Source organism: Aestuariivirga sp., assembly GCF_037139295.1.
In the GTDB taxonomy this organism is placed as follows: Bacteria; Pseudomonadota; Alphaproteobacteria; order Rhizobiales; family Aestuariivirgaceae; genus Aestuariivirga.
The window spans coordinates 23,387-35,130 of the sequence record NZ_JBAXGR010000036.1; the positions used below are offsets into that span (position 1 = coordinate 23,387).

At 60.1% G+C, this 11,744-nt stretch carries 12 protein-coding genes; 1 reads left to right on the plus strand and 11 read right to left on the minus strand.

What is annotated here, in order from left to right; all coding sequences use genetic code 11:
- Positions 1–20 precede the first annotated feature (20 nt).
- The 10 genes from WCJ41_RS11095 to WCJ41_RS11050 form a co-directional block, all read right to left on the minus strand.
- Positions 21–335, minus strand: coding sequence for a MocE family 2Fe-2S type ferredoxin (locus tag WCJ41_RS11095; protein WP_336905926.1), 315 nt, complete (start codon positions 333–335; stop codon positions 21–23).
- Between the two features lie 11 nt (positions 336–346).
- Positions 347–1,171, minus strand: coding sequence for a 3-methyl-2-oxobutanoate hydroxymethyltransferase (locus WCJ41_RS11090; RefSeq protein ID WP_336905922.1), 825 nt, complete (start codon positions 1,169–1,171; stop codon positions 347–349).
- A gap of 11 nt (positions 1,172–1,182) precedes the next feature.
- The gene (locus WCJ41_RS11085; RefSeq protein ID WP_336905921.1) at positions 1,183–2,145 is read right to left on the minus strand and encodes a sugar phosphate isomerase/epimerase; all 963 of its coding nucleotides are present in this window, start codon (positions 2,143–2,145) and stop codon (positions 1,183–1,185) included.
- A complete protein-coding gene (locus tag WCJ41_RS11080; protein ID WP_336905920.1) occupies positions 2,142–3,152 on the minus strand; it encodes a Gfo/Idh/MocA family oxidoreductase in 1,011 nt (336 codons plus the stop codon). The genes WCJ41_RS11085 and WCJ41_RS11080 overlap by 4 nt, the downstream gene beginning before the upstream one ends.
- Before the next feature lie 19 nt (positions 3,153–3,171).
- Positions 3,172–3,954 (minus strand): TIM barrel protein, encoded by a 783-nt coding sequence (locus WCJ41_RS11075; protein WP_336905919.1) that lies wholly within the window; start codon positions 3,952–3,954, stop codon positions 3,172–3,174.
- A gap of 98 nt (positions 3,955–4,052) precedes the next feature.
- Positions 4,053–4,883, minus strand: a complete 831-nt coding sequence (locus tag WCJ41_RS11070; protein ID WP_336905918.1) for an ATP-binding cassette domain-containing protein — start codon at positions 4,881–4,883, stop codon at positions 4,053–4,055.
- 11 nt (positions 4,884–4,894) lie between these two features.
- The gene (locus WCJ41_RS11065; protein ID WP_336905917.1) at positions 4,895–5,884 is read right to left on the minus strand and encodes an ABC transporter permease; all 990 of its coding nucleotides are present in this window, start codon (positions 5,882–5,884) and stop codon (positions 4,895–4,897) included.
- 8 nt (positions 5,885–5,892) lie between these two features.
- Positions 5,893–6,906, minus strand: coding sequence for an ABC transporter permease (locus WCJ41_RS11060; protein ID WP_336905916.1), 1,014 nt, complete (start codon positions 6,904–6,906; stop codon positions 5,893–5,895).
- 98 nt (positions 6,907–7,004) lie between these two features.
- The gene (locus WCJ41_RS11055; RefSeq protein ID WP_336905915.1) at positions 7,005–7,979 is read right to left on the minus strand and encodes a sugar ABC transporter substrate-binding protein; all 975 of its coding nucleotides are present in this window, start codon (positions 7,977–7,979) and stop codon (positions 7,005–7,007) included.
- A 48-nt stretch (positions 7,980–8,027) separates the two neighbouring features.
- Positions 8,028–9,047 carry a sterol desaturase family protein gene (locus WCJ41_RS11050; protein WP_336905914.1) on the minus strand — a complete coding sequence of 340 codons (1,020 nt, stop codon included), beginning with the start codon at positions 9,045–9,047 and terminating at the stop codon, positions 8,028–8,030.
- Positions 9,048–9,194: 147 nt separating this feature from the next.
- Between WCJ41_RS11050 and WCJ41_RS11045 the strand changes: the two genes are divergently transcribed.
- A complete protein-coding gene (locus WCJ41_RS11045; RefSeq protein WP_336905913.1) occupies positions 9,195–10,223 on the plus strand; it encodes a LacI family DNA-binding transcriptional regulator in 1,029 nt (342 codons plus the stop codon).
- A 261-nt stretch (positions 10,224–10,484) separates the two neighbouring features.
- Here the strand turns inward: WCJ41_RS11045 and WCJ41_RS11040 are convergent.
- Positions 10,485–11,744: hypothetical protein (locus WCJ41_RS11040; RefSeq protein WP_336905912.1), on the minus strand; the 1,260-nt coding region annotated here is incomplete at its 5' end.

Consider the following 11,744-nt stretch of genomic DNA (forward strand, 5'->3'; position numbering starts at 1 on the left):
AGCGACAGGCGCCCTTCTGCTTACGTAATGTCAACGAGGACCTTTCCGCCCTCAACCTTGACTGGATAGGTGCGGAGATTGACACAGACCGGTGCGCCCAGCGCCTGGCCGCTCTTGTAGTCGAAGCGCCCATTATGCTTGGGGCACTCAATCACGTTATCCATGACCAGTCCATCCGCCAGATGGATCTTCTCGTGAGTGCAAAGACCATCCGTGGCATAGAACGCGTCTTCCGGAGACCGGTAGATCGCGAAGGTACGTCCTTCGAAATCGAAGCGCGTTACGTCCTCGAGGGGGACTTCGTCCGCGCTGCATACATCAACCCATTTTGACATGACGTCCTCGTTCATTTCCGCTTCTTGGGGCCACCCGCTTCCTTGGCGAGCCGGGTTTTGAAGGTATCCATCTCCTTCTTGGGAGCGGAAACGATGTAGGGAGCGTCCGGCCAGGCGCCGGTCTGAACTTCGCCCACCCAGGACTTGAAGGCCTGGACGCGCATCTTCTGGATGCGGTCAAATTCCTTCGCGAGATTGGCATATTGCTTCGAGTGACGCGGCACGTGTCCCGTGTTGGTGCCCAGCACGTCGCAGGCGAACAGATATTGGCAATCACCACCCTTGCCGCCACCCATGGACACCATAAACAGCGAGGTGCGAGCAGAGATCGCCGCGGTGACTTCCGGCGGTACCACCTCGATCTCGACGCCGAAGGCTCCAGCCTCCTCGTAAAGCTTGCACATCTCCCAGACATGCATGGCCTGGTCAGCCGTCTTGCCTACAGCCTTGAAGCCACCCGTCCAGGTGCACTTCGAGGGGATGAGACCGACGTGGCCAATCACCGGCACCGCCTCGTCAGCGAGACGCCTCACAACCGGGAAGGAGGCGGCGCAATAGACGGCATCAGCCCCGGCATTGACCATCTGGAAGGCCCAGCGAAGGATGTCGTCGGAGGTACCCATTTCGTAGAGGGGCTTGCCCGGAATGGCGAAGAGCGACGGAGCCACGTCACGGAAGTGCTTCTGGATGAGCATCTCGGGCGGGACCGAGACCATGTCGATGCCGGCCTCTTCGGCGGCAGCGAGTTCCTCCCAGTTTTCCACTCGCATCATGGTGTACTGGTACTTGCCCTTGTTGGCACGAACATCGGCGATAGTGGGGCGCTTGCGCGGCATGTGGCTTCTCCTCAAAATTCCTGGGGCTTGTAGTCGCTGGGATCAGACGGCATCACAGCGTTCAGCAATTCGACAGACCGGCGGACACCCTCCTCGCGGCCAAGCATCACATCTTCATGTTCGATCGACAGCCAGCCGTCGTATCCGACCATGCGGAGGCGATAGCAGAAGTCCTTCCACCAGCTTTCACCATTACCATAGCCCAGCGTGATGTAGCTCCAGGCACGAGCCGGGATGTCCACAAGAGATCCGTTCTCGAGACGGCTGGTGGTGGCACACACAGGCTTGTTGATGAAGGTGTCCTTGGCGTGGGTGTGGTAGATCGCCGGGCCAAGTGCATCGATGGCAGCCAGCGGATCGGCCCCCATCCACATGAGATGCGAGGGGTCGAAGTTCGCTCCCACCATGTTGCCCACCTCCTTGCGCAGGCGCAGCAGGGTTGGAACGTTGTAGACGAGCTGGTTGCCATGAAGCTCGACCGCGAGCTTCTTCACGCCATGCGCCTGGGCAAAGGCGACCAGCGTCGACCAGTAGGGCAGCAGGCGGTCTTCCCATTGGTACTTGAGGATGGTCTGCGTTTCGGGCGGCCACGACGAGATCACCCAGTTCGGCATCTTGTCACCGGGTGCGCCTTCAGGAAGGCCCGACATCAGCACGACAGTCTCGACACCCAGCAGACCGGCCAGCCGAATTGTGTCATGCAAGGCCGTCGACTGCTTGTCACCCTCGGTGGGATGCAGCTGGTTGCCGTTGGCATTCAGAGCGATGATTTCGAGGCCGTGAGACTTTACCGCAGCCTGCATCGTTCGGCAGGCAGCGGTGCTGGCCAGAAGATCGCCGATCTTCATGTGCGGAGCCGATGTCCAGTTCGCAGCGTTGAACTCTACACCCTCGATGCCGAGCCCCGCCGCGGTCTCGAGCATCTTGTCAAAGCCCAGATGCCCGAGTGAGTCGGTTACCATTCCAATCTTCATGTGCGGTCCTCATAGAGCTTGGGCTTCGCCACCGGAGCGACGGCAGCGGGAGCGCCTTTTTCGAGCGACTGGACTCCAGCTTCGGCAACCAGCGTGGCTGCATAGCCATCCCAGGCGCTGGCACCTGCCGGCTTTCCCGTGGAGATGGACTTGAGCCAGGCTGCATTCTGGCGGCGGTAGGCCTCGGCAAAGCGAGGACGCCAGTCGGCCGGGTAGGAGGTGGCTGCCTGGAGGTCCACGTGAATCTCGCTCGCGACGGGCGACCTGAGGAAGACCGATCCCTTCTCGCCGATGAGCTCGCCGCGCACGTCATAGCCATAGGCGGCGTTGTTGTTGATCTCGACGTTCACCAGCTGGCCAGACCGCGTGCTGAGCACCATGAAGACGGGTGAACCGACCTTGGAAGGATCACTGAACCTGGGGCGAAACACGGAAATCGTCTCGTATTCGGCATCGAGTACGAAACGGGCGATGTCGAACTCATGCGGGGCCGAATTGGTGATGGCCATCTGCCCGGTGAAATTGGCAGGAGCCGAGACGTTGCGGTGGAAATTGTGCATCATCACCGCGCTACCGATGCGTCCGGCCCTCAGCGCATCCTTCATCTCGACATAGGACGGATCGAAGCGCCGCATGAAGCCGATCTGGACCAGCCGCCGTCCGAGCTTCGTCTCCGCCGCCATGACGTCCAGGCATTCGACCGAATCCTGAGACAGGGGCTTTTCGCAGAGGACGGGCTTTCCAGCTTCGACGCAGGCCTTGCTCAGCGGTGCGTGGGTGTGATCGGGACTGGCGATCAGCACGGCATCGACCGACTTGTCGGAGATCACAGCAAGGGGATCAGCACTCACATGCGCTGCCCCCGCCTCGTCGGCGATCTTCCGGGCGCGGGCACCATCTGCGTCGCAGACCGTGTGCAGCGTGACGCCCGGCAGTTCGAGCGCGAGGATCCGCGCATGATCTGCCCCCATGATGCCTGCCCCGATCAGGCCAACCCGTATCGTCATGTCTTTCCTCGATTGAATGTCAGATTGTGAAAGCTTCCCGGAATGCCTGAAGTGCCACCTCGGCGTCTCCCGACGCGAAGGCCTCCATGCACACCGGCCCGCTGTAGCCCATCGCCTTCAAGGCGCGGGCCACCCCGTGATAGTTGATCTCGCCGGTCCCAGGCTCCATGCGCCCGGGGACGTCCGCCACCTGGATCTCGCCAATCCAAGGCAGGCTCTTCCGGCACCAGGAGATCAGGTTCCCTTCGCCGATCTGCACATGGTAGAGATCGAGATTGAGAACGAGCGACTTGCGGTCAATTGAGGACACGAGTGCCAACGTGTCCTCGATCCGTGCGAACGGCACGCCCGGGTGGTCCACGGCCAGGTTCAAGTTCTCGATCATGAAGGTGACGCCGTGCCTGTCGCCCAGATCGGCGATCCGGTTCAACGTGTCGCGCGCCTTGAGCCACATGGCACCCGTGACAACTTCACAAGGTATTACCGGCAGTCCTCGGTCGCCGAGGCCTGTGCCATGGAGGTTCAGACGCGCCACGTTCAGACGCTTGCTCACTTCCACCGATTGCGCCGCTGTCGCGAGGAGTTCTGCAGCACCCTCTTCGTCCCCCAGCCGACCACGAATGTAGCCGGTCATCGACGAGAACACGGCGCCAGACCTCTCCAGCATCCCCAGGTCGTGCGATGTCCAGTTCCAGATGCCGCACTGGAACCCCAGTTCTGTAAGGCGCCTGAGGCGCCATTCGAAGGGCTTTTCTTGCCAGAGCATCTCGGCGCAGGCGGCGAGCGTGAAGGGTGAAGTCATTTCGTAAACTCTAAGGTTTTCTGTGCCCTGGCGGGCGCGGGCGTGAATAAAAAGGGAAGCGGCCGGAAGACCCTGGCGAGACCGCTTCCAGGGGGAGGTCAGGTGTGGGTAGGTGGAGGGTGCCCGTCATGTGTTGCCATGTAGCCTTCGATCTGGGACTCGAGATCGGCCATCGTCTCACCACCAGCCATGAGATCCGTGATCTGCTCGCGGCTCTTCTCGCCCCGACGGAAGTCGGCGGCGACCGCGCCACGGATCAATACTGCGAAGTGGTCACCCACAGCCATCGCGTGCATGACCTGATGGGTGATGAAGATGACGGCAAGTCCACGCCGCTTTGCCTCATTGACGATACGAAGGACGTGGGCAGCCTGCTTCACGCCCAACGCTGCGGTAGGCTCATCGAGAATGAGGACGCGGGCTCCGAAATGCACGGCTCGCGCAATCGCCAGCGACTGTCTTTCGCCACCGGACAGGCCGCCAACGAGCCGGTCTCCATCGTCGATGCGAGTGATACCGAAACTCTGGAGAGCATTGATGGCAATGTGATTGGCCTTCTTGCGGTCGAAGACCTTGAAGGGGCCCCAGCCCTTGGTGGGCTCGACACCCACAAAGAAGGATCGGCCGATCGACATCAGGGGGAAGGTGCCACCAAACTGGTGCACAGTGGCAATGCCCTTCTCGGATGCATCCCTCGGCGTATCGAAGCGAACCGCCTGACCATCCATCAGGATCTCGCCGGACGTCGGGATATAGACGCCCGACATGATCTTGATGAGCGTCGACTTGCCAGCACCATTGTCGCCAAGAAGACACAAAACCTCGCCCGCGCGCACCTGGAGGGTGATGTCATGCAGGACGTCGATGGGTCCAAAGGACTTGTTGACGTTGCGAAGCTCAAGGATGGGTGATGTCGATGACCCGGTCATGCTTGAAGTCCTCACACTTTCTTGGGGCTGTAGGCCAAAGCCTTTTTGCGGAAATACTCGTTCATCAGCATAGCGAGCACCAAGGTGGTGCCGATGATCAGATTCGCCCAGTTTGGATTGATGGCCGTGAACGAGATACCCTTGTTCACGATGGCAAAGGTGAGCGTGCCAATGAAGATTCCCGTCACCGAGCCAAATCCACCGGTCAGCAGCACGCCGCCGACCACGACGCTGGCAATGACGTTGAAGATGTAGCTCATGCCGCCCGACACTTGCGTCGTGTTGAACTGGATGGCACCGCACATACCTACAAAGCATGCTGCCATTGCTGACATGATGAAGAGCGCGATCGTCATTTTCGTCGTCGGCACACCGGCATTGCGCGCCGAGTTCCGGTCTCCGCCCAGAGCGAAGATCCAGTTTCCGTAGCGTGTCTTGTGCAGAAAGAAGCCGAAGGCCAGGGCCATCACGACCCACCAGACAATGACGACCTGGTGGCTGTTCCCGATCAGATGACCAAAGAGAAATTTAGCCCAATCAGGGGATTTGAGGGGAATGCTGGCATTGCCCGCGAGGCTCATCGCACCCCACAGAACGACGCCCTGCATGATCGTCAGGGTGCCAAGCGTGATGAGGAGGGACGGAACCTTCGTGCGCGTAGTCAGCAGGCCGTTGATAAGACCGACTATGGCACCCAGTCCCAAGGACCCGAGAATGCCGACTTCGATCGGAAGGCCATAAGTGCCAGAAAGGAGTGCGATCGTGATCGCGCCCGCGGGGATCATGGCGCCAAATGAAATGTCGATTTCGCCCGCAATCATCAGGAGTCCGACGGGCAGCGCGATTATTCCGAGATTGGCTGCGAAATTGAGCCAGCTCGCGGCCGCTCCCAGTTCCAGAAGATTGGCACGCCCGACGATAACGTAGAACGCCACGACGGCGATCAAACTCAGCACTGCCGCAGCGGCTGGGCCTCGCAATAATTTGCGTATAAGCTCCATTCCCTGCCTCACTTCGACTTGCTGAAAAAGATCTGGATGAAGTTGCGGAAGCTGTCGTTCGTCAGCACCGCGAGCAGGAACATTGCACCAATGACGATCGACACGAGGTTCGTGTCGAGGCCGGAATAGAAGACACCCTGCGTTACGACAGAGAAGATGATCGTGCCGAGCACGACGCCAAGAACTGATCCGGCACCGCCGGTCAGTGCGACGCCGCCAATCGCCACGCACATGATTGAATTGAAGATGAATGTGCTACCGGCAGCCACCTGGGCATTGCTGTTGGCGATGATCTGCAGCACCCCGACGAATGCGGACGCAAGACCCGAGAGCATGTAGAGCTGGATTGTCAGCCTATCCGTCGGAATGCCGGCATTGCGCGCACTTTCCCGGTCACCACCCATTGCGAAGACGCCATTCCCCCATGGGCTGACGTGCAGGAGGTAGTAAAACGCTGCAGCGATGGCCAGCCACCAGAAGATGCCGACGCGGAACATGCCGCCGAGTGCCTCACCAAAGATGAGCTTGGTCACGGGATCGGCGACGAGAAAGACGCCCGTTGAACCCTTGATCCAGACCGTCAGTCCCAGCGCGAGGCCCATTGTGCCGAACATCGTTCCAATGGTGATGATCAGGGACGGAACGGATGTCCGCGTTACGAGCAGGCCATTCACGAAGCCCACCAGCAGACCCACGGCGAGGCCCCCGGCGATTCCGACAACGATGGGCATGCCAAAATGATTGCTGATCAGCGCAACCGCGAGGCTTGAGGCGGGAACAACGGCCCCCACCGAAATATCGAGGTAACCTGCAATCATGAGCAGGCTGACCGGCAAGGCAATGATGCCGACTTCTGCCGCAACGTTCAGCCAGCTCGACCAGCCGGATGGTCCAATGAACTTTTCGCCACCAAGAACCGCGAAGATGATGTAGACGGTGATCAGCCCCAGAAAGATTCCGGCTTCGGGACGCCGCAAGAGCTGCCCCAAACGCCCGCTCCTGGCGGATATGGTGTCTGCCATGGATCCTCACTCTGCCGATCTGCAGCTTACAGCAAATGCGCTTGCGGTCGAGAAAGGCCGCCCGGCTCTGCCGGACGGCCTGCTACTCGTCACCTACCTTAGCGGGTGCCTTCCTTCGCACCGGCCATCGTGGCGTCGATGGTCGTCGAGTCGACAACACCCGGGCCGGTCAGGATTTCGCGCGTGGCGATCGTCAGACCATAATTGATGAAGCCATTGAGGATCGACACGGCATAGAAGCCCTGCTGGTAGCCCTGCTGATCAATGGCGCAGGCCTGTTTGCCTTCCTTGATCTGGTTCAGGATGCCTTCGTCGAAGTTGATGCCGCAGAACTTCACTTTGCCGTCCATGCCAGCCGCAGAAATGCCCTGGGCGACGCCGATGGCGTCAAGGTTGGCGGTGGTGAAGGCGGCATCCGTGTCGGGATGGCTGGCCAGATAGGCCTTGAAGGCTTCAGAGACAGCACCAACGTTGCCTTCGGCGGTTGCCGGAAGCGGGAGTACGTCGTAGGTAGCGCCGTTCTTCTCGAGGCCTTCCTTGAAGCCCTTGCAGTAGTCTTCGATGTTGGCGGCACCCGGCAGGGAGTTGATGCAAACGCCCTTCTTGGCACCGGCCTTGGCAAGATACTCGCCACCGGCGACGCCTGCCTTGTAGTCGATGGCACCTACGTAGTTGAGAGCGCCGAGGCGATCAGCGGCCTGAATGCCACCGGCGTTGTAAATAACGAGCGGGATCTTGGCATCCTTCACCGCCTTGAAGGCCGGATCCATCGCGTCGGGAACCCAGTCGGGGCCGACAACGCCGGTTGCACCCTGAGCGATGGCCTGGCGGATCAGTTCGGCAGCGTCAACGCCGAGATTATCGTAGTTCTGCGGGCCGAGCCAGGTCACCGAACCGCCCTGGGCTTCGACGACCTTCGCCGCATCTTCCGCTCCACGCTTGACGATCCCCCAGAACGGATCGTCGGGCTTGCCACCGATCACGAAAATCTTGGCACCGGCGAAGGCCGTCGTGGCGGACATCGCCATGACTGCGGCAGTCGCCATCAGAACCAGTGTCTTGGTAAGCTTCATTGTCTTCCTCCCATGTTATCCGTCGCGGTGACGGGGTTTGAAAAATGTTCAGGCACTGCTCGCGTTCTTTGCGTTCATCCGCGCTACCTTCTTTTGATAGCGAGCATCCATTCGGGCTTGGGCTTCCTTGCTACCGTCGTGCCAATAGCCAAACCACTTATCGAGGGGGATCAGGCCGTCGCCGCCGTAGTTCACCTCGAAATACTTGTGGTGCAGGTAGTGAAGGTAGGCATGCGTCGTGAGTGGCTTGTCCTCGGTGAGCTCCAGCGTATCGAACCCGATGTGACCGTTGAGCGCTCCGTAGCCTGCGAGATGCAGCTGGTAGAGGGCGATGAAGGGATTCGAGGGAAGCACTAGGTGCCACCACACCACGCCGTGATAGAGGAAGGTCTCGATCGGGTGCATCGAAAGCGATGACCAGGGCGACGGATTGATCGAGTTGTGGTGAATGGAGTGGATCCACTTGTAGAGGATCGGCACGTGGATGAGCCGGTGAATGAAGAAAAAGTTCACCTCGTGGATCGCCGGCGTCATGAACAGCATGAACAGCAGCCAGTAAGGATGATCAGCCGGGTTCAGCCACCACACGTAATTGTTGGCGAAGCACCAGAGCATGAGCACTTCGACGAGCGTCCAGAACACGATCCCGGAGAGATAGCTCCTCAGGAAGTTGTCAATGTTCTGGCTCTTGAACCAGAAGACGTCGGAAGGCTGCTCAGCCGGGAACTTGGCATTGTATTTGAAGCGCGTGCCCTGCTTGCGCTTCCAGTAATAGAAGAACTCCACCGAGCCATACATGATGAAGATGCCGATCGAGTTGACGGCATAGAGCCACAGGGCCCAGCCCCAACTGAGCGTCTTCATCGTCTCCCAGTCCGGGAGGAGGAAGTTCCAGTAAATGAGTGTGACGGCCATGTGGAAGGCGTTCCACGGCCAGATGTAGTCGATGAGGAACTTGCCCCAGGCCCTCAGATCAAGCGGCTTGGACCAGAAGAACGCGATCTGGGGATGAGCATTGGGCGCCCAGTCGCCGCGCTTGTTCCGAGTTCCGAACTTGAGGTCATCCATCGTCTGGAAATCCAGTATGTCAATGCGTATCAATTGACATGATAGAATGTTTGACTCAACATCACTTAGGTTGGAACGGAAATTTCATTTCTTTTGTTTCACAAAATCCGCTAATTGAGACAAAACATCTCATGGAGAATGTGTCAAATGCCACGCCCCACCATCCGAGACGTCGCCCGTGAGGCAAATGTTTCAGTCTCGACGGTGAACCGGGTCCTCTCCGGCGCTGAGGCAGTGAAGATTGAGACGATTCAGGCGGTTAGGGAGGCTGCCGAGCGGATCGGCTACTATGGTGTGGGCACCATAAAGGCCCAGATCGCGTCACGCCGATCCAAGCTGAAGTTCGGTTTCGTACTGCATCAACCGAACCGCACCTTCTACAAGATGCTGGGAACAGCGCTCACCGAGGCGTCCCGCGCGATCGAGGAGCATGACATCGAGGTCGAGGTCGTCTTTGCACAGGATCTCTCACCGCAATTCATCGGCGGCAAGGTGCTGGAACTCGGCGAGACGTGCCAGGCGGTGGGGGTCGTATCGGCCGTCCACCCTGTCGTGACGCAGGCTGTCACCACCCTCGAGGAGAAGGACGTGGCCGTGTTTGCGCTGATCTCGCAGCTCTCCGCGACCGGAAACGTCAATTACGTGGGTCTCGATAACTGGAAGGTGGGACGGACATCAGCCTGGGCCTTCCACAACATCTGCAAACAGCCGGGCAAGATCGGCATCCTCGTCGGCAACCACCGCTACCGCTGCCAGGAAATGAACGAGAGCGGCTTCCGGTCCTACTTCCGAGAATACGCTCCCGAGTTCCAACTCCTCGAACCTATCTCGACTTTCGAGACGAGCGCCGTGGCCGAGGAGATGACGGAAAGGCTCCTGAACGCCAACCCTGACCTGACCGGGCTCTATATCTCAGGCGGCGGCATCTCGGGCGCGATGAACGCAATTCGGACTTGCCGTAGATCAGGAAGCCTGGTGTCCGTGGGTTACGAGCTCATGGACAACACGCGCGCGGCTCTTCTCGATGGGACGCTGAGCCTGGTGATCTCGCATCCCCTGCAGCGCCTAGCGCGCGAAACGATCGACAGCATGATCAGGGCTGCTACAGATCCCAACCGCAACGCCCGCCAGACCGTGATCCTGCCGTTCGACATCCACACACGAGAGAATATCTGAGCTGCTAAAGGATGGTTGCGGGAGTTAGACCTCTATCATTTTCTGCGCGCATTTGCGATCCGACTGAGGGAGCTTCAGCTCGTTGGGCACCTGCCGAAGCTTTGTGGCGCAGCACGAACAGCCGCAGAAGGCGATCCAACGGGTCCGAGGCTTCTTGCGCTTGAAGTGCATTGGCATCTCCTCTTCTGAGGTTGTCAGGCTTGGGGAATTAACTGGAGATGATCCTGAGTAACTCAGGATCAGCCATGTGCCGTGGACCGCTCAGCGATCGTCCGAGGTGTCCGACAGGCGATCCGCCGCCTTCTTGGGATCGAAGTGGTAGTAGTGGCGGTCGATCATGGGCAGGCTGGTGCCCATGTTGGCGCCCAGCTCTGCCGGGCTGACGCGGCCCGACGTCACCAGCAGCGTCGCGTAGGTGTGGCGGAAGCTGTAGATGCCGCGCTTGCGGCCAGTTACCGGGTCCTGAAGCAGCCCGGCGGCGGTAAGCACACGGCGCACGCCGCTGTCGAAGCCAGCGATGCGGCTCCCATCGGGCAGGCTCATCACGAAGTCATCGGGACCGGCAGTGGGGCAGCGCTGCTGGCGACGGCGGAGGATGAACTCGGCGTTCTGCATGGGCACGGTCTCCCTGGGACCCGTCTTGCCCGTGACCCGCAGCTGGACCAGGGGCACGCCCTTGGCAGAGGTGAAGAACTCCACGTCCCGCCAGCAGACACCGCTCCACTGACCCGTGCGCTCGTCCTTCTTGCTCAGCTCATTCTCCCTGAAGCCACCGGCCATCAGCAGCAGGATGAAGTCCTGGATCGCCTCGCGCCGCCAGCGCTCGCGCTCCTTGATGTGATTGGCACCCACCCAGCCATCCAGGAACCGCTCCAGCTGCTGGCATTCAGCCTGGGTGAAGGGCCGATGGGCATGCCGCTTGGCCTCGCTCTTGCGCTGGACCTCGTTCTTGATCTCCGGGATCTGCTGAACGGTGACCCAGCGCTGGTTCTTGGCATGGTTGAAGATACCCCGGAGGACCGTGTTCTCCGTGTTGACGGTGCCGGTGCGCGGGGCCTTGATGCCCCGGGGCAGGGGCTTCTGGATCAGGAGGCCGCCACGCTCATATTCGATATGGGTGATCTTGCTGCCCGGTCCCTTGATCCAGTAGTCCCGCCGCCAGCTGCGGTACTGGGCGATATCCGGCTCCCGGATCTCATCGATCGACTTCTCCCCGAAGAACGGCTTCAGGTACCTATCCACGATGGGGGTGTAGTCGATCACGTTGCGCTGCTTCCGCAGCCCAGCATCTGCTTCCGCCTTAAGCTCCTTAAGCCACGCATCCGCCGCCTGGTTGAAGCTCACGGCCCTGGCGCTGAGACCCATGCGCTCCCGGAGCCGGGCCTCGTCATACATCACCATGGCCCGCTCCCGCGCCACGGCCTCATCCATGGTGCCCAGGCTTTTCTGGACGCGACTACCGTCGCCGAGCTTGAAGGCGACCTGCCAGTAGGGGCTTTCGAGGCGGTTGAACACGGTCAC

Coding starts and splice junctions, on each gene's coding strand:
- WCJ41_RS11095 (WP_336905926.1), bottom strand. CDS start 335: ATGTCAAAATGGGTTGATGTATGCAGCGCGGACGAAGTCCCCCTCGAG.
- WCJ41_RS11085 (WP_336905921.1), bottom strand. CDS start 2,145: ATGAAGATTGGAATGGTAACCGACTCACTCGGGCATCTGGGCTTTGAC.
- WCJ41_RS11065 (WP_336905917.1), bottom strand. CDS start 5,884: ATGGAGCTTATACGCAAATTATTGCGAGGCCCAGCCGCTGCGGCAGTG.
- WCJ41_RS11055 (WP_336905915.1), bottom strand. CDS start 7,979: ATGAAGCTTACCAAGACACTGGTTCTGATGGCGACTGCCGCAGTCATG.
- WCJ41_RS11080 (WP_336905920.1), bottom strand. CDS start 3,152: ATGACGATACGGGTTGGCCTGATCGGGGCAGGCATCATGGGGGCAGAT.
- WCJ41_RS11060 (WP_336905916.1), bottom strand. CDS start 6,906: ATGGCAGACACCATATCCGCCAGGAGCGGGCGTTTGGGGCAGCTCTTG.
- WCJ41_RS11045 (WP_336905913.1), top strand. CDS start 9,195: ATGCCACGCCCCACCATCCGAGACGTCGCCCGTGAGGCAAATGTTTCA.
- WCJ41_RS11090 (WP_336905922.1), bottom strand. CDS start 1,171: ATGCCGCGCAAGCGCCCCACTATCGCCGATGTTCGTGCCAACAAGGGC.
- WCJ41_RS11050 (WP_336905914.1), bottom strand. CDS start 9,047: ATGGATGACCTCAAGTTCGGAACTCGGAACAAGCGCGGCGACTGGGCG.
- WCJ41_RS11070 (WP_336905918.1), bottom strand. CDS start 4,883: ATGACCGGGTCATCGACATCACCCATCCTTGAGCTTCGCAACGTCAAC.
- WCJ41_RS11075 (WP_336905919.1), bottom strand. CDS start 3,954: ATGACTTCACCCTTCACGCTCGCCGCCTGCGCCGAGATGCTCTGGCAA.